Genomic DNA, 16,853 nt, shown 5'->3' with positions numbered 1-16,853 from the left:
GGGGAAGAACAATGCAAAAATTCATAAAAAAACTTCCTCTGGTAATGAGTTTGTTAGTTATACCTACGGGTATAGCTATTGCTGATGACGTGGAATTTACAGGCACTTTATTAATACCACCTCCGTGTACTGTATTTGAAGATAAAGTGGAAGTTATTGATTATAAAGATATTGGCTTACATAAAATTGATGGTACTAACTTCACAAAACCGATTAATTATGCGTTGAAATGTGATGCGAATTTAAAAGGTTGGGATTTAATACTCACTATTAAGGGGACGGCAACTGATTTTGACAAAGCCGCTCTGCAAACCAATATTCAAGACCTTGGAATGCGCATTACACAAAATGGCCTTGGTTTTGAAATTAATAAGCCAATGAAAATTGTTTATGGGCAAGCGCCTGTTCTCGCGGTGGTGCCTGTGAAGAAACCAGGCATTACGTTGCCAGAAGGAAGCTTTACCGCAACAGGGACATTGCTCGCGGAGTACCAATAATGAACAAATTAATTCAATGTGCAGTTGCTGGTGCTTTATTCATAAATGTGAATGCGGCTTTTGCTGTACCAGATAACTTAAAAATTATCGGTAACTTAGTGGAAGAACCCTGCACAATTTTGCCTGGTGATGAAAATATCCCGATGGATTTTTTTGATACGCCAGAAAAGAACTTTTATGCCTATGGCGAAACGGTACCGAGGGAGTTTGCGATTAAATTAGCAGACTGTGATACCACAATTGGTAAATCTGTTGAGGTGACTTTCTCAGGAACACCAAACCTCGCATTACCTGGTTTTTTAGCGCTTTCAACAAGCAGTGTGGCATCAGGTTTTGCTGTGGGACTGCAAAACAGTGATAAAACAGCGCTCGATATCGAAAAAAAAGGCGCGAAGATTACATTACAAAATGGGGCTAACCAACTGCGCTTTTATGCCTATTTAAAAGGTGAGCCTGAAGCGATTAAGAACAAGACAATTAAAGTGGGGCCATACAGTGCCGTGGCCACATTTAAATTAGATTATGAATAATAAGGCTGTGAACTAATATGAAAGTTTTCTTATCTCTATTAATTGGTGCAGTCATGTTTTCATCTTCTGCATCGGCATCCATATTCTCTTATATCACAGAGTCAAAGCCAGGAGCCAATCCAGCTAGAGGGGATGCAGACTATAAATATGTTATAGCCCGTTGGGATCCTGAATCACCCAGTGTGATGAACCCTTGCTATGGTTGGCCTCAATGTTACCTCACCATTAGCCATAAACATACAGCGAATGGAACGCCTGGTGCGGCAACAGTAAATATTGCTGAAATTTCTAAGTACCGGACGATGAGAGAGGTTCAGAACATCCCTGGAGTGATGACTAAAGCACTGGCTCCTGCAACACAATGGGCTGTACACACAGGTGTCAGGTTACAGAATAACCAAGAATGTGTGGGATTATTTTATCAAGAGACGACAGGCGTGACAAATAATGGAGGGTTAATCCCTGGTTCATTATGTGGTATTGCACCTCCACCAATTGGCGCCTGTAAGATCAATAACAGTATCCCAGATATTAACTTTGGTGCAATTAGTGAAGCTGATCTCGCAGGGCAAGCAAAAGAAGTCCCCATCACTGTAACATGTAATCTAGCGATGGATGTGCTGGTTGTCGCAACAGGGGTTAACGTTACAAATGGTCGGGTTAACTTAAAGCCAGATGGTAGTTTATATGCCAACTTATTTTTAGGGGCGAATAACACGCCAGGAGAGGCGGGTTATAAATTTTATGTACCTGCTGGGGGAACAAATACCGTCAACCTGAAAGCCGTATTAGGGACGAATGGTCGTGTTCAACCTGGCACATTTGAAGGCGCGGCAGCCCTTATTCTAACTGTACCTTAATAAATGGTGAAAATATGTATTCAGAAAACGGTAGTGAAAAAATCCATTATATGGTCGGTCAAAGGATCTTAGAGAAACGCAGAGAGCTCGGTTATACGGGTTTTCAACTGGCTCAACTGCTAGGTGTAAGCCAGCAACAAATCTCTCGTTATGAAAGAGGGAAGATCAAAATTGACCTGTTTCATTTATTTAAACTTTCATTTTTGATGGAAACACCAATTGATTGGTTTCTGGAAGATATCAGCTCCCAACTCATTGAAAATGGGCGGCTAGATGACATTCATTGATGAGCGTTTAAATTGGTATTAATGATAAATAGGCTGGGATTATAATTTCTGTCGTTCGTTATAATTGAGCTGCCAGAATGCAAATGTAGTTGAAGACTCAGCCTATTTGTTTTTGCCCTGTATTTAGGGCGTTGATTATCCATCATTGCAATGAGTTCCTTTCTAATATTTCTTTCCTACGCTTTATTTTGATTGATATCCATTTATAGAATTGGTGATTTTGTGCGTTCTAACATCTTTTTAGCAAATGCAAATGCAAACTAATATCATTAGCGCTTAATAACGTGTAAGATACCCCCTCTTCGAGACGTTGACATTTTATCGTCAGTACTTTTATAGATGGATGGAGGAAATAAGATGTTTGCAAAATCATTAGTTTCAGGTCTTGCCTTATTATCCGCTTTAGTTTTGGCGGGTTGCGATAACGCAAAAGAAACGCCAGAAACAACCCAAGCGGCAGAGAAACAAACCATTACAATTGAACATGTACAAGGCAAAACTGAAATTCCTCGCCATCCACAAAAAGTGATTGTCATGAACATGGAAACGCTGGACATCATGGATGCATTAGGTGCACCCGTCGCAGGGGTTCCACAAACCAACGTACGTTTTCCTGAATTCTTAACGAAATACAGTGGCTCTGAGTATGTGAATGGCGGAACGCTGTTTGAACCTGCTTATGAAACATTAAGTAACGCAAAACCTGACCTGATTTTAGGTGGTAGTCGTGCTCGTGATGCATATGATAAATTGAGCGGCGTTGCTCCAACGATTTCTTTAGATATCGACAACAAAAACTTTATCGGTAGCTTAACTGAGCGTACTAATGAGCTTGGCGCCCTGTTTGGTAAAGAAGAAGAAGCAAAAAAACTGATTGCCGATTTCAATACCAAAATTGACGGTATTAAAACTAAAGCCCCAACTGCGGGTAAAGCGATGGTGATTTTAGTCAGTGGCGGTAAAATTTCTGCTTATGGCCCAGGTTCACGTTTTGGCTTTATTTTTGATGTGTTAGGTTTCGAGCCTGCATATGTCTTTGAAGAAAACACGGGTCGTCACGGTAACATCGTCAATGCTGAATTACTGGTAAAATTAAACCCAGATTGGCTGTTTGTGATTGACCGTGATAGCGCGATTGGTAAAGCAGACGCACAACCTGCAGCGGAAGTACTTGATAACGCATTAGTGAGAAAAACAGCTGCATGGGAAAAAGGCCAGATTACTTACCTTGACCCAACAGCGGTATACATCTCAGGCGGTATCCAGACCTATTCCAAATTAATGGATGATATCAATAACGCATTAGAGAAGAGCCAAGCAAAATAACCAATGAAAACGCTTTATCTTTTTTGTGGAATTATCACGTTATTGGTTTTAGCGGTATTAAGCTTGTTTGTTGGAGCGGGTGACGTGTCACCCGTTTCGCTTTTCACCGACCCAGAGATGCAAGACATCTTTTTTATTAGCCGAATTCCTCGAACCGTCTCCCTAATTTTAGCCGGCAGTGCCATGAGTGTTGCAGGGCTTATCATGCAATTACTCACACAAAACCGCTTCGTTGAGCCCTCGCTTGCGGGTACAACACAGTCTGCCAGTTTAGGCTTACTGGTCGTGATGATTCTATTCCCAGCGGCAAGTATTATGACCAAAATGGTCGTTGCAAGTGGCTTTGCCCTGATTGGCACGATGCTGTTTATGCTGTTATTACGCCGTGTCATTTTAAAATCAGCGTTGATAGTACCATTAGTGGGTATCATGTTAGGTGCGGTGATTAGCGCGTTAACTATCTTTACAGCCTATTATTTTGATTTACTTCAGTCCCTTGGGGCATGGATGAGCGGCGACTTTTCTAGCATCATTCAGGGTCGCTATGAATTGCTTTGGCTGGTGGGCATTCTCACGTTAATCGCCTGCTGGATTGCAGATAGTTTTACTGTTGCTGGTATGGGCCGTGAATTTTCCATTAATGTGGGGCTCAATTATCGTAAAGTCATGACCATCGGCTTATCCATTATCGCGCTGATTAGCGGTGTCGTGGTCGTTGTGGTTGGTGCGTTACCTTTCCTAGGCTTAATTATTCCAAATCTTGTGAGCTTAGTGATGGGGGATAACATTCGCAAAACCATTCCGTGGATATGTATTGCGGGTGGTGGTTTAGTTTTACTGTGCGACATTATTGGGCGTTTGATCCGCTATCCATTTGAAATCCCTGCGAGTGTGATTCTAGGTGTGGTTGGCGCTGTTATTTTCTTATATTTATTGTTGAAGCAACAACGTTATGCAAAAAGTTAACTCCGCAATTGCGTTAGCAAAACCTAAAAAAGGGTTAACGCCACTGCAAAGAATATGGATATTGTTGGCTTTATCGCTGCTATCCATTGTGCTTTATATGACAATCAACTTAGGCAATAACCTTGCGTATATTCTACCGCATCGTGGTTATATCGTGTTGACCATGATTGTTGTGGCGTTTGCAGCGGGGGTATCGACAGTATTGTTCCAAACCATTGCAAATAATAAAATATTGACGCCATCAATCATGGGGCTTGAGGCTTTGTTTGTCTTGTTGCAAACCGTCTTTATTTTTTATACTGACAGCTTCCCTGCTTCATGGTTACTAAATATCGGTAAGTTCCTGTTGGAATCGACTTTGCTTGTGCTGTTTTCGGTTCTGCTTTATCGCTGGTTATTTGTCTCTGTGAAAATGAATATCAACCTGGTATTGATGGTAGGTATCATTTTAGGCACGTTATTTCGCAGTGTGGCCACATTACTCCAGCGTCTAATGGATCCAAATGAGTTTTCCATTTTACAAAGCCGCATGTTTGCAACGTTCACTCGAGGTACGCCAGAGCTTATTTTCTTTACCTTGCTTATTACTGTTGTCGTTGGCGTTCTCTTGTGGCGGATGCGTTATTGCTTTGATGTCTTGGCATTAGGGCAGGCCAATGCCGTTAATTTAGGGATTAATTATCGCCAACAAGTCACGGTTATTTTACTGCTGATTTCCATCTTAGTCGCTATCTCAACCGCCTTGGTTGGGCCTTTAACCTTCTTAGGACTGATGGTGGCAAACTTGGCTTACTTTATCAGTGGGAGTAGCCAGCACCGCTATTTATTACCCGTGTCTTTCTTGTTAGGTGTGATAGCGCTGATTGGCGGACAGCTCGTTCTTGAATATGGTTTAAATATGGCGGGAACCTTGTCCGTTGTTATTGAGTTTGTTGGCGGAATATTCTTTATTTATATGGTGTTAAGAAGGTTTTAGTATGATTGAGATTAGTCAGATATCGAAAAGTTATCAGGATACTAAGGTCTTAGATAACGTCACAACAACCATTAAAAATAGCGGTATCACTTCGATTATTGGGCCCAATGGGGCAGGTAAATCCACCTTACTGTCGATTATAGGCCGTTTGTTAACACCCGATGAAGGCGGTCATGTTAAGGTCAATGAATTAGATGTTTCGACAACACCAAGCGATAAGTTAGCCAAATGTTTATCTGTCTTGCGCCAAGAAAACCAGTTTGCGAGCCGTTTAACAGTAGAAGAGCTTGTGGGGTTCGGGCGCTATCCCTACACTAAAGGGCGTTTAAACCTTGAAGATAAACAGAAAATTGATGAATCACTGTCATTTCTGAATTTATCTGATTTACGCCACCGCTATTTAGATGAGCTTTCTGGTGGACAACGCCAGCGTGCTTATGTGGCAATGGTTCTGTGTCAAGATACCGAATACGTTCTACTGGATGAGCCCTTAAATAACCTCGACATGAAACACGCAGTGATCATGATGAAGTTATTGCGCCGCGCCGCAGATGAGCTGGGTAAAACGATTATTTTAGTGATCCACGATATCAACTTCGCATCCGTGTATTCAGACTACATTGTTGCACTAAGAAATGGCCGTTTGTCTTATCATGGCAAGCCTGAAGACATCATGAAATCAGAAATTATTGAGGATATCTTTGACACGCCGGTTGATATTAAGCAGGTGGATGACCAGTATATTGCTTTGTACTATTAACTCTTTTAAATTTTCGTCATCCTTTAGGTTGTAGCCGTGGCGGCTACAACCTAAATTAGTCAAAATAATAGGATAGGAAAATAAAACGCCTACGGTGAAATCTCAATATCTTCATCGGTTGTCAGTAAGTCTAGTGACTGCAACACTTCTAAACGTTTTATCCCATCGGCATTGACTACTAAGCGCGCCAGTTCATTGTAGGTTTTTTTATTAATAGTGACGCGGCGGCAAAGGTAAATGTGATACACCTTTTCACCAATAATTGCAGGTTCATCATCATTGACAGTTAATTCTTCATAACTGATATCAATATATTTCAGGAAATCCGAAATATTAAAACGCGTAATATCAGCGATTGATGACTGGTTTTTTTCAAACACTGAATGGCGGTTATGCAGTAGCACATCTTTGCGATAATACAGGATATCTTCCATTCGCTGGACATTAACTAAATTGACCCAATGGGATTTTTGCCTCATCTCACGGATATCTGGGGAGAGTGAGTTTTCACTAATAAAGCGAAAAGACTCTTTACAAATACCCACAGGTGCTTTTACACCCTCACGATAAATACGTAATTGGCGGTCAGGGATCCATTTTTGGAATAGGCGATACAACTGCTCTCGACCTACTTCTTTCAGCCTATCTTTGAAGATATAACCGATGACCATCGCCAAAAATAAATTTGCACTTAAGGCTCCATATTTTCCCTGCCAGAAAAAGGCGATAACAGTAGCGAAAAGCATTGAAATTGCAGCAGCAATACCATAAATAGAGTGTAATAGCAGGGGAAGTCCCCGTTTATGACGAATTTCTAAATAGAGATATCGATTGATATATTTTTTCAATAAATTACGACGATAAGTCACCAACTCAGCATCGGTTTCATCACTGGGGAAACAATCAGGGTATTGTTTTTTCAGGTAACGCATTTCTTGATACCAAAAATGACGTATTTCTTCCCGTAATGGCATGTGTTTATCGGCTAACAAATCACGTAAATAATTTATGGTGTAGTAAGTCATAAACTCGTCACAGTATGAAAACGCGTTGGAATGAATATGTTTTTCAATCAGGGTGGCCTGAGTGGCGAGCTCACGATAAACAGATAGGCATTTTGCAATATTTGCCATTAATTCCGTTAAATATTCCGCAGTCTTCCGTTGTGGGTTTTGGCTCACCATTTTGATATTAATTCGTACGGTTCGCTTAAAGGTTAAGGTATAGCGCTTAAGCCTATTTTCATACTCATCTAGCGAGGGGGGATTGAGTGGATCACACTGCTCCAACCAACGTTTTAAATCGTCTAACTCCCCGTTTTCTTCCGGTAAAGCAGACAGTTTTACCGTAGGAGGGCTGAGCCGAATGTAATTTTTAAGGCTGCGCTGCAGGCTAGAGGCTGTGTATAAGTCAGGATTGATTTGCAGCGAAGAAGGCAAAAAGAAAAAGGTCTCTACTTGGTAGCGGATCTCTTTAGACTTACGTGGAATTGACACTTTTTGTTTAATCTCAAACTGTTTTTTTCCATGGATCTTGAGAGATTCTTTAATCATATTGCGCCTTTATTGGGAACTTTTATCTTTTTTGCTTCTTTATCAATCAATGAAGCATAACATGGTTTTATAAAAACCATAAAATAGCGGAAATCACGGTGACAGTCTGTGAAAGACAATGAAAAAGTATTGCGAGGGAAGGGGAAAGAGAGAAAATATAACGAGGCATATTGCTATGCCCCATTATCGATTCGCTATTCGTTAGAATAACTTATTTTTTCGCAGCAGGACGAACCGCTGTTACTTCAATTTCCACTCTCCAAGCTGGGTTAGCCAGTTTAGCGACTTGGAAAGTTGAACGAGCTGGTAGGTTAGTCACTTTCTCAGACTCATAGAACTTGTTGTAACCAGCCATAAAGCCAGCAAAGTCCATAGTCCCTTGAGTTTCTTCACCACCAACTAAGAATACTTGCATTTTAACAACGTCGTTCATAGTCAAACCCATACCTTCAAGGTTAGCTTGGATTTGTTTTAACACGTTGATAGTTTGTGCTTCGGTATTACCGTAAGACTCTAAAACGCCTTCTTTGGCATCTGCAGAGATTTTAGAAGGAACTTTTCCGCTTAGGAAAATAAGGTTGCCCGCGCTGATTTCTACTGATTCAGAGATAGGGAATCCTTTCACAGGAACGCGTTTAACATCTTCAGCTGCATTTGCACTCGCTACACCTAAAATCAAAGGCAGAGAAAGCAATAAAGTTTTATAGCGCATGTAAACTCCTTAACATTATCAAAGTAAACGGGAACTATCAGTTTCACTTAAGGCCAGTTTTTAGTTTAGCCTAATTCCATTGACTGATAGATCCCAGTAAAAAAAAACGCGACTTTTTCGCTTATTAGTTAAAACGAGAAAGTTTGTACGGCGTTGGATCGATAAATGGTGTTTCACCCATTAACAATTCAGCCGTTAAGCGACCAGATGCAGGACTTTCAGTCATACCCCAACCTGTTGCGGTATTGATGACTAAACCTGGATACTGTTCGACTGTTGAAATAATTGGAATTTCATCATCTGTTGGTGCAACGGTACCACCCCAACGTTCAACTACTTTAGACTCTTTAAATACTGGGAATTCTTTTCTCAGTCTTTCCAGAACGCCATCTAAGTGTTCATTGTTTGGTGTATTGGTTGCAGTACGGAATTCTTCAAATGGTGTTTTCTCATCTAAATTCCAAGATGTCGACATCATGAAGGAGTTAAATAAGTCTTTACCAATAGAGAATTCTAATGGTAATTCTCCGCCGCCTAATACGTGTAGGAATCTTGGGCCTAACAGGAAGCTGTCTTTAACGATAGAGCTGGTAAAGATACGTGGTGCAACCGCGTAGGTACCATCTGCTTGTTCACGGAAGTGAATACCGTTAGGTAAGTGGACGTTGCCTTTCGGTGCACCAGGAACGCCTGAAATACGTTGTTGTGACAGATAAACGTTGAGTGTTGGAACATCAACACCTAAGTTACCCATAAACAGGCGAGACCAAATACCACCAGTCAGAACGACGCGAGAGGTTTTGATAGCGCCTTTTTCAGTCACAACATCAGAAATTTTACCACCCGCTGTTTCAATGCCGCGTACTGCACAATTGGTATAGATACGGATACCGATTGATTTTGCGTAGTTTGCCATTGCTGGGGTGACGGTTTCTGGGTCAAGGCTACCTGAATCTTCTTCAAATCCACCGATTTTCCATGGAGTTTGAGCATCAACCAAGCGATTTGCCAGTTCAGTACCTTCGATCATACGGGTACGTAATGGGGTATCGAAACCTGGGTTTTCAGAAGCAGCTTTGATCCAAGCTCTTGAAACTTCTAAATCTTCTTCGCTTGAAGGAACTTCAACACGGCCTTGAACACGGTAGCTAGTATCAGCACCGATTTTTTCGTTCATACCGAGCCATTGGATTTTTCCGTAGTGGTGTAAAGGGAAAATCGCTGGTGAGGTTTTATAGCTGATGATTTGGCTATATGCACGGCCTGATTGCTCACCGCCGACAACGCCTTTTTCACAAATAACAACATTCAAACCTTTTTCAGCAAGGTTAATGGCTGTCATGATCCCTTGAAGGCCAGCACCGATGATGACTGCATCTGCAGACTCAGGTAATTTGCCTTCAGTGCCAGCAACAGCTGGTACGCGCGATGGTGTAGATTCGAAACGGCCTTCACGACGGATCATCGGAACAACTGTTGCACCCCCTGCCAGAACACCAGCAGCACCAACCCCTAATAATAGCTTTCTTCTCGAGATTTTCATCTATAACCTCAATAACAATCTTGTTTTTTATATAGTAAATAATTTCAAATTGAGATAATGATCTTATCATATATTTTGAAATTGTTAAGTGGGGGTAGCATTTGTTAATAAAAGTCGATTAAATGAATATGAACGTAAATTGGTGTGCTCAGTGCTGTAAAGGGTTTGTCGGAGATCATTCAAATTTATGTATTAGCTAATTAATGATTTTGAAATATTAATGTAATTAAAAGTGTACGGGTGTAAAGTTAATTATTGTACTTAAGTTGTGCTTTTTGGTATTAATGCAGTGAAAAATTAAAATAATGAATGACAGAACAAAATGCTAAATATAGGTTAAGTCATGTAGCTAATCATATAATATAAAAATAATTTTTTAATTAAATGCTTGCGCTAATTTCATTCAACTTTTGGTTAATTAAACGACAGATTTCATCTTCTGAATGGTAATACTCTGGTTTGGTGTATTAACTTTACTTTTTGATTTGCTCATGAATCTATCATTATGAAAAATAATAGTTTTTAAATTTATTTTTAATTGATGAATGACCTAGTGTTGATGAGGGTAATAACTTGGGGGATTTAAAATGATTTATTTCACGATGAAAAATAAATATAACCAACGCGTTGTTTATTTGAGCGAATACTCAGATATATCAGAATGTGAAATAGGTGAGATAAATATAGTGGGATTAAAGATCGAATTGTTTAATTAAATATTATTAATAAATCTATTAATTAATAATATATTTATAAAATTTCTTGTGATAAAAATACAAAAATATTAAGCACCTATCAGTTAGATGGAAAAATAACCATCTAATAATGGGGTGTATATCATTCAGTTATTTTACTTTATTGGTCGATATACACCACATAGAGGTTAATTATTAGTAATATATTCATTTCCTGTGGGGATCTGAGCGAAAAAATCAGCATAATCCTCGGCACGAACCTGTTGAAGGATGATCTCTAGCTTAGTTAAGGGGGCTTCTGACCAGTCACAACGTATATCAATATCGGCATATTGGCGGTTACTCCATATTTTTAGCGCGGCTGAACGTATGCCACGATAATCCCCACCTGATTTTGCGCCTGCTTGCATAGCGAGTAATAGCCTATCGGCGAGTTCAAGACCCCTATTTTTCTGGTAGCACTGGTGCATGGCATCAATGACTTGTTCACCCACTAACATATTTCCCGCTATTGCAACATTTTTTTCTGACAAGCTCCCGCACCAAGGCAAACAAGCTTGCCCAGTCCAATCTGCACTATTGCCAGCATGGTCGATAATAACCCACTGCCGTCGTTCAGGAGTTTCATCTTCCGTTAACAATCTGTTGAGGCATGAACTTGCAAATAGACCATGCTGTAAGTGCTCAATTCCCCTTAAACCTGCAATGGGATTTGTCATGGCTTGTGTGGCGATTGCACCAGCATAACTTGCACCATGCAGGACTAACGCCCCTACAGCAGGGCCGCCAGTTGCCGTTGCTGCACCAATTTTCCCTGTTTGTGGACAACGCGCCACAATTGAAAATGTCATTTTACACCTCATAAATTAGACATCGATCAAATTTATCATTATAAATTGTTGCGTGAAATATAATTTATCATCATAAATAAAGAAAAAGATAAAATAATTAACAAAATTGACACAAATCACATTTCAAATACCACATAGCACGGTTAACACTGGGGGGTTGTATGAGAATACGTTTAGGTAGGTGGATTGCAGCTGTTTTGCTGCTCTCTTTGTTTTCATTACCGACTCAGGCGTCAAAATATAATGATGTGCTGCTGTTAGGGCAGGTTGCAGAACCGCAATCTCTAGACCCTCAAGTGGCAACGGCAGCGAATGACTCACGGATTTTAGTCAATATCTATGAAGGGCTGGTACGCAATACGGATGGCACGTTGACGCTTGAACCTGCTCTCGCAAAGTCATGGAACGTCAGTGATGATGGGCTAACTTATACTTTCCAGTTACGTGACAATATTCGGTTTCATGATGGTAGCCCATTTAATGCGCAAGCCGTGAAGTTTACATTTGAACGTATGTTGGATAATCAGCACCCTTACTATTTTACTGGGCCATTTCCGCTGTCGTTTTTCTTTTCTGCTATCGACAAGATTAATACCCCCAATGATTTAACTGTGGTTTTTACGTTAAAAGAACCTTTTGCACCTTTTTTGTCGAATTTAGCGACACCCGCAGGCCTGATTGTGTCACCTGCTGCGGTTAAGCAATACGGTAAAGATTTTAGTCGCCACCCAAGTGGTACAGGGCCTTTTAAATTCGATGAGTGGACTGCCAACCAACGAGTGGTTGTGTCAGCTAATGACAACTATTGGGAGGGTAAACCAGCCCTAAAACACGTGGTTTTTCGTCCAATTACTGATGCCAATACGCGCGTAGCAGAGATGTTGTCTGGGGGCATTGATGCAATGGTTGAAGTCCCTGCTGATAATGTTCCCCTTTTTGCAAGGGATAGTCGCTTTCGGGTATACGAAGCTACAGGCCCTCATGTGTGGTACAGCATGTTAAATGCTTCATTACCACCGTTTGATGATGTGCGTGTTCGCCAAGCGGTGAACTATGCAGTGAATAAGCAAAATATTGTTAAATATATTCTTCAAGACTCTGCGGATGTCGCGGAAGGTCCGATCCCTTCCGCGTTCGATTGGGCATTTGATAAAGAAACCTCAGCATATCCTTATGATCCGAAAAAAGCCCGCGAGCTTATTAAAGAGGCTGGAGCCGAAGGGCAGAAAATTGTGTTTTACGTGACAGAAGGGGGCTCAGGCATGTTAGACCCTATTCCGATGGCAACAGCAATCCAAGCGGATTTAAAAGCGGTTGGGTTATCGGTGGAAATTCAAACTTTTGAATGGAATACCTATCTGTCGAAAGTCAATGCGGGGCTAAAAGAGGCGCACATGGCGGAGATGGCATGGATGACCAATGATCCTGATACATTGCCCTTCTTGACCTTACATTCCGCCTCTTGGCCTGATAAAGGCGGGTTCAATTCAGGTTATTACAGTAATAAACAACTTGATGCATTGTTGGATAAGGCGCGGGTCACCAATAGCCTTAAAGAGCGTGCTGCACTGTATCAACAAGTGCAAAAAATTGTTCATCAAGATGCGCCTTGGTTATTTGTCGCTAACTGGAAGCAAAATGCCGTGGCAAGTGAGCATGTTCAGCACTTCAAATTACAACCGAACTTTAATTTATTACTTAAAGATGTTCGTAAAAACTAATTTTATGGGGAAAAAATGATGTGGTTATACTGTTTAAAGCGCATTTTAGCGACCATTCCCATATTGATTGGTTTGACGCTGATTGTCTTTTTGATCATGGCGATGATCCCTGGTGACCCAGCTCAAGCGCTCCTTGGGCCTTGGGCGACACCTGAGAATGTTTCGCGTGTAAAAGCGGAGCTTGGTTTAGATAAACCGTTATACCAACAGTATTTTATTTGGATGCAGAATTTAATATCGGGGGACTTTGGCCGCTCGTTTGTACTGAACCGCCCCGTCGTTGATGAAGTATTAGAACGTTTTTCGGCGACCTTAGTCCTGGGGGGTAGCGCTTTATTATTGAGCTCCGTGTTGGGCTTATTGGCAGGGATCATTTCTGCTATTCGCCAGTTTAGTTGGAGTGATAGATTCATTACTTTAGCGGTTTTATTAGGGATTTCAATGCCATCCTTCTGGATTGGGTTATTGATGATTATGGTTTTTTCCGTTCAACTGCAATGGTTCCCTGCATCAGGGATGTATGATATTTGGCAAGGTGGCGGCTTAGGGGATTTATTGCATCACCTTGTATTACCTGTCATTACGCTATCACTTGTTGCTACTGGCGTCATTGCCCGATTAACACGAACGGCCATGCTAGAAGTTTTACGCCTCGATTTCATTCGAACCGCGAGAGCCAAAGGGCTCAGTGAGCGTAAAGTCATTTTCCGTCATGCCTTTCGTATGGCACTGGTTTCCGTTATCCCCGTCATTGGGATTCAAGCGGGTTTTGTGTTTGGTGGCGCGGTGTATATCGAAACTGTTTTTCAGTGGCCAGGGCTAGGTGCAATGTTGGTCAAAGCCGTGGCAACCCGAGACTTATTCTTAGTTCAAGGGGGCGTCTTGATTGCAGCGGCGTCTTACGTGTTTATCAATTTGTTTGCTGATGTCCTGCAAGCCATGTTAGATCCGAGGTTGAAATCATGAGCCAAACGACAACACCGATTATTCAACATCGCCATCGACAATCTATTGGCTCGCTATTGCTAGCGAACCGTCTTGCGACGATTGGGTTGGTAATTTTAATGGTCATCATACTACTGGCATTATTGGCGCCTTGGCTACCATTGGATAACCCAGATGAAACCAATCTAGTGAACCGCTTATTACCTGTTTTTTCATCGGGGCATGTTTTAGGTACCGACCATTTGGGGCGTGATATTTTATCGCGTTTATTATGGGGGACAAGAGTATCACTGATGGTGGGGATCTCTGCCACGCTTATTGCTGCCGTTTTTGGAACGTTAATAGGCTTAATTGCAGGCTATGTTGGTCACCGTACAGACACTATATTGATGCGTTGTATCGATATGCTTATGGCATTTCCTTATATTTTATTGGCACTGGCCATTGTCGCGGTATTAGGGCCAGGCTTATTAAATGCGTTATATGCGATTGCTTTAGTCAATATTCCCTTTTTTGCACGAAATATCCGTGGGTTAACGGTCGGGCTGCGTGATAGAGATTTCATTCAGGCAGCAAGATTGTCAGGTAAGAATCATTTACAGGTGTTATTAACTGAGGTTTTACCTAATGTACTGCCAATTATCGTGGTCACTATGTCGACGACTATTGGTTGGATGATTTTAGAAACCGCAGGGCTTTCGTTTTTAGGTTTAGGCACACAACCGCCGAATGCTGATCTCGGTTCGATGTTAGGGCAAGGGCGCGCACAAATGTTTGTGGCGCCTCATGTCGCTTTAGTGCCAGGTATTATGATTTTCCTAATTGTTATCAGTTTTAACTTATTGGGTGATGGCGTGCGTGATATTCTCGATCCACGTTTAAAATCAGGGGCTTTACACCGATCACAGCCAATGACCCAAACAGATCGCGTGAATATCCCAGCTAAAACGGCAGGCACTCAGGCCGTGCTGGAAGTGAAAAACCTTGCGGTGGCATTTCGCCAAGGCCACCAGCTACGTCCAACCGTCAAAGGGATTAGTTTTACCGTTGGTGCTGGTGAGTGCCTTGGTCTCATAGGGGAAAGTGGCTCGGGTAAGAGCGTGACCGCGCTGTCCATTATGGGGTTGTTGGCTTCGCCGCCCGCGGTGATTACAGCGGGTGGGGTGTATGTGGAACATGAAGAGATGTTGTCCTTGCCGCTTTCTATTATGCAACGGCGGCGTGGCGCACGGGTGTCGTATATTTTCCAAGACCCACTGACGACACTGCATCCGCAGTTTACGATTGGCGTACAGCTTCAGGAGGCTATCACCGCTCACCAAGCGTTATCCAACCAAGTGGCGAAAGTGAAAGCCATCGAACTTCTTGATAGCGTGGGGATCCCTGATGCGGCTGACAGATTCAGTGCTTATCCTCATGAGTTATCAGGCGGGCAACGCCAGCGGGTGGGGATTGCCATGGCGCTGGCAAACGACCCCGTGCTTATCATAGCGGATGAACCGACAACGGCGCTGGATGTGACTGTTCAAGCAAGAATTTTAGAATTACTGAATAAACTGCGCCGCGAACGGGGTGTAGCACTGTTGTTTATTACCCATGATTTCGCCGTGATTAACCAAATTTGCGACCGGGTTGCTGTGATGCAACAAGGGGAAATAGTGGAAACGGGCGTGACTCAAACGGTATTGCAGCACCCGCAACACCCTTACACGCAACGGCTAATTGCTAGTGTTCCAAAACTGGGGGAAGGCCGTCAATTTTTAACGCAAGTGGCCGCGCTTTATCGCAATGAAACCGATGACAAAAGTCTAAACGCAGCGCAGGAGGCACCATGAATACTGTGATTGAAGTGAATCAGCTAGTGAAAACATTTGGGCAGCCTCGTAGCCTATTTCATCCCAAAGGGCGGGAAGTCCATGCTCTGAAAAATATTTCACTGTCATTGTATGAAGGGGAAACATTGGCGGTTGTTGGCGAAAGTGGCTCAGGGAAAAGTACGCTCGCCCGCATTTTAGTGGGGCTGGAAAATGCCACCTCAGGGGACATTCAGGTTTTGGGTCAAAGCAAGGCACAGTGGCAAAAGCAAGGTGCTAAGGCCTTTGGACAAGCGATTCAGTACGTTTTTCAAGACCCTGTTGCATCGTTAAATCCACGAAAAACCATTGGGGAAACTTTATCGGTTCCATTGAAATATTTAAAGCACATGGCTCCCTCACAGCGTACTAATCGATTGGTAGAATTACTTGAAGCCGTCAATATGCCAATGGATTCATTAGCTTGCTACCCCCATGAGTTTTCAGGTGGGCAGGCTCAGCGCTTGGCGATAGCAAGGGCACTTGCTGCTGATGCGCGGGTATTGGTGCTTGATGAGCCCGTAAGTGCTTTGGATGTATCCGTGCAAGCCCAAGTTTTACTGCTTCTGGAAGAGTTAAAAGCGCAATTTTCACTCTCCTATTTATTTATTAGCCATGATTTAGCCGTCGTGGAATCAATCGCTGACAGAGTTGCCGTGCTGTATTTAGGGGATTTGCTTGAGTGCAGTGAAACCCGTCAGCTATTTGCGGCTCCTGAACATGCGTATACTCAAAACCTATTATCGAGTGCGCCACGTATTCGGACCTATTAAAACTT

Annotated in this window: 16 protein-coding genes; 12 read left to right on the top strand and 4 right to left on the bottom strand. The window is 42.2% G+C overall.

All coding sequences use genetic code 11. From position 1 onward, the window contains the following. Positions 1–11 precede the first annotated feature (11 nt). From M1F05_RS18525 to M1F05_RS18490, 8 genes are all read left to right on the top strand, one after another. Complete coding sequence (locus M1F05_RS18525; RefSeq protein ID WP_241016808.1) at positions 12–497, top strand: fimbrial protein; 486 nt, start codon at positions 12–14, stop codon at positions 495–497. Then, positions 497–1,027, top strand: coding sequence for a fimbrial protein (locus M1F05_RS18520; protein WP_206083373.1), 531 nt, complete (start codon positions 497–499; stop codon positions 1,025–1,027). The genes M1F05_RS18525 and M1F05_RS18520 overlap by 1 nt, the downstream gene beginning before the upstream one ends. Before the next feature lie 17 nt (positions 1,028–1,044). Next, positions 1,045–1,887, top strand: coding sequence for an adhesin (locus M1F05_RS18515; protein ID WP_206083374.1), 843 nt, complete (start codon positions 1,045–1,047; stop codon positions 1,885–1,887). Positions 1,888–1,901: 14 nt separating this feature from the next. After that, the gene (locus M1F05_RS18510) at positions 1,902–2,174 is read left to right on the top strand and encodes a helix-turn-helix domain-containing protein (RefSeq protein ID WP_206083375.1); all 273 of its coding nucleotides are present in this window, start codon (positions 1,902–1,904) and stop codon (positions 2,172–2,174) included. A gap of 357 nt (positions 2,175–2,531) precedes the next feature. Beyond that, entirely contained in the window at positions 2,532–3,500 is a 969-nt protein-coding gene (locus tag M1F05_RS18505) for a siderophore ABC transporter substrate-binding protein (protein WP_206083376.1), read from the top strand. Between the two features lie 3 nt (positions 3,501–3,503). Beyond that, on the top strand, positions 3,504–4,466 hold the full coding sequence (locus M1F05_RS18500; protein WP_206083377.1) for an ABC transporter permease: 963 nt from the start codon (positions 3,504–3,506) through the stop codon (positions 4,464–4,466). Continuing rightward, positions 4,453–5,442 (top strand): iron chelate uptake ABC transporter family permease subunit, encoded by a 990-nt coding sequence (locus M1F05_RS18495; protein ID WP_047757179.1) that lies wholly within the window; start codon positions 4,453–4,455, stop codon positions 5,440–5,442. The genes M1F05_RS18500 and M1F05_RS18495 overlap by 14 nt, the downstream gene beginning before the upstream one ends. Before the next feature lies 1 nt (position 5,443). Continuing rightward, complete coding sequence (locus tag M1F05_RS18490; protein WP_206083378.1) at positions 5,444–6,202, top strand: ABC transporter ATP-binding protein; 759 nt, start codon at positions 5,444–5,446, stop codon at positions 6,200–6,202. 89 nt (positions 6,203–6,291) lie between these two features. Here the strand turns inward: M1F05_RS18490 and M1F05_RS18485 are convergent, their stop codons facing one another. From M1F05_RS18485 to M1F05_RS18470, 4 genes are all read right to left on the bottom strand, one after another. Then, on the bottom strand, positions 6,292–7,755 hold the full coding sequence (locus M1F05_RS18485; protein WP_206083379.1) for a hypothetical protein: 1,464 nt from the start codon (positions 7,753–7,755) through the stop codon (positions 6,292–6,294). Positions 7,756–7,966: 211 nt separating this feature from the next. Further along, complete coding sequence (locus M1F05_RS18480; protein WP_206083380.1) at positions 7,967–8,467, bottom strand: RidA family protein; 501 nt, start codon at positions 8,465–8,467, stop codon at positions 7,967–7,969. Between the two features lie 124 nt (positions 8,468–8,591). Next, entirely contained in the window at positions 8,592–10,010 is a 1,419-nt protein-coding gene (locus M1F05_RS18475; RefSeq protein ID WP_206083381.1) for an NAD(P)/FAD-dependent oxidoreductase, read from the bottom strand. 883 nt (positions 10,011–10,893) lie between these two features. Beyond that, positions 10,894–11,556, bottom strand: a complete 663-nt coding sequence (locus M1F05_RS18470) for a DUF1028 domain-containing protein (protein WP_206083382.1) — start codon at positions 11,554–11,556, stop codon at positions 10,894–10,896. 161 nt (positions 11,557–11,717) lie between these two features. On the opposite strand from M1F05_RS18470, the gene M1F05_RS18465 reads away from it, so the two are divergent. From M1F05_RS18465 to M1F05_RS18450, 4 genes are read left to right on the top strand one after another with little or no spacing between them, the layout of a single operon-like run. Further along, on the top strand, positions 11,718–13,277 hold the full coding sequence (locus M1F05_RS18465; protein ID WP_206083383.1) for an ABC transporter substrate-binding protein: 1,560 nt from the start codon (positions 11,718–11,720) through the stop codon (positions 13,275–13,277). An 18-nt stretch (positions 13,278–13,295) separates the two neighbouring features. Continuing rightward, positions 13,296–14,243, top strand: a complete 948-nt coding sequence (locus tag M1F05_RS18460) for an ABC transporter permease (protein ID WP_206083795.1) — start codon at positions 13,296–13,298, stop codon at positions 14,241–14,243. Then, positions 14,240–16,057, top strand: a complete 1,818-nt coding sequence (locus M1F05_RS18455; RefSeq protein ID WP_206083384.1) for a dipeptide/oligopeptide/nickel ABC transporter permease/ATP-binding protein — start codon at positions 14,240–14,242, stop codon at positions 16,055–16,057. The genes M1F05_RS18460 and M1F05_RS18455 overlap by 4 nt, the downstream gene beginning before the upstream one ends. Then, positions 16,054–16,848, top strand: coding sequence for an ATP-binding cassette domain-containing protein (locus M1F05_RS18450; RefSeq protein WP_206083385.1), 795 nt, complete (start codon positions 16,054–16,056; stop codon positions 16,846–16,848). The genes M1F05_RS18455 and M1F05_RS18450 overlap by 4 nt, the downstream gene beginning before the upstream one ends. Positions 16,849–16,853 lie beyond the last annotated feature (5 nt).

It is taken from the genome of Providencia sp. PROV252 (assembly GCF_033676005.1).
Taxonomy (GTDB): Bacteria; Pseudomonadota; Gammaproteobacteria; order Enterobacterales; family Enterobacteriaceae; genus Providencia; species Providencia vermicola.
The sequence above is the reverse complement of the archived record's forward strand: the minus strand, read 5'-3'. Positions and strand labels throughout refer to the sequence as shown.

Coding starts and splice junctions, on each gene's coding strand:
- M1F05_RS18455 (WP_206083384.1), top strand. CDS start 14,240: ATGAGCCAAACGACAACACCGATTATTCAACATCGCCATCGACAATCT.
- M1F05_RS18500 (WP_206083377.1), top strand. CDS start 3,504: ATGAAAACGCTTTATCTTTTTTGTGGAATTATCACGTTATTGGTTTTA.
- M1F05_RS18515 (WP_206083374.1), top strand. CDS start 1,045: ATGAAAGTTTTCTTATCTCTATTAATTGGTGCAGTCATGTTTTCATCT.
- M1F05_RS18465 (WP_206083383.1), top strand. CDS start 11,718: ATGAGAATACGTTTAGGTAGGTGGATTGCAGCTGTTTTGCTGCTCTCT.
- M1F05_RS18480 (WP_206083380.1), bottom strand. CDS start 8,467: ATGCGCTATAAAACTTTATTGCTTTCTCTGCCTTTGATTTTAGGTGTA.
- M1F05_RS18450 (WP_206083385.1), top strand. CDS start 16,054: ATGAATACTGTGATTGAAGTGAATCAGCTAGTGAAAACATTTGGGCAG.
- M1F05_RS18460 (WP_206083795.1), top strand. CDS start 13,296: ATGTGGTTATACTGTTTAAAGCGCATTTTAGCGACCATTCCCATATTG.
- M1F05_RS18495 (WP_047757179.1), top strand. CDS start 4,453: ATGCAAAAAGTTAACTCCGCAATTGCGTTAGCAAAACCTAAAAAAGGG.
- M1F05_RS18470 (WP_206083382.1), bottom strand. CDS start 11,556: ATGACATTTTCAATTGTGGCGCGTTGTCCACAAACAGGGAAAATTGGT.
- M1F05_RS18475 (WP_206083381.1), bottom strand. CDS start 10,010: ATGAAAATCTCGAGAAGAAAGCTATTATTAGGGGTTGGTGCTGCTGGT.
- M1F05_RS18505 (WP_206083376.1), top strand. CDS start 2,532: ATGTTTGCAAAATCATTAGTTTCAGGTCTTGCCTTATTATCCGCTTTA.
- M1F05_RS18485 (WP_206083379.1), bottom strand. CDS start 7,755: ATGATTAAAGAATCTCTCAAGATCCATGGAAAAAAACAGTTTGAGATT.
- M1F05_RS18490 (WP_206083378.1), top strand. CDS start 5,444: ATGATTGAGATTAGTCAGATATCGAAAAGTTATCAGGATACTAAGGTC.
- M1F05_RS18525 (WP_241016808.1), top strand. CDS start 12: ATGCAAAAATTCATAAAAAAACTTCCTCTGGTAATGAGTTTGTTAGTT.
- M1F05_RS18520 (WP_206083373.1), top strand. CDS start 497: ATGAACAAATTAATTCAATGTGCAGTTGCTGGTGCTTTATTCATAAAT.
- M1F05_RS18510 (WP_206083375.1), top strand. CDS start 1,902: ATGTATTCAGAAAACGGTAGTGAAAAAATCCATTATATGGTCGGTCAA.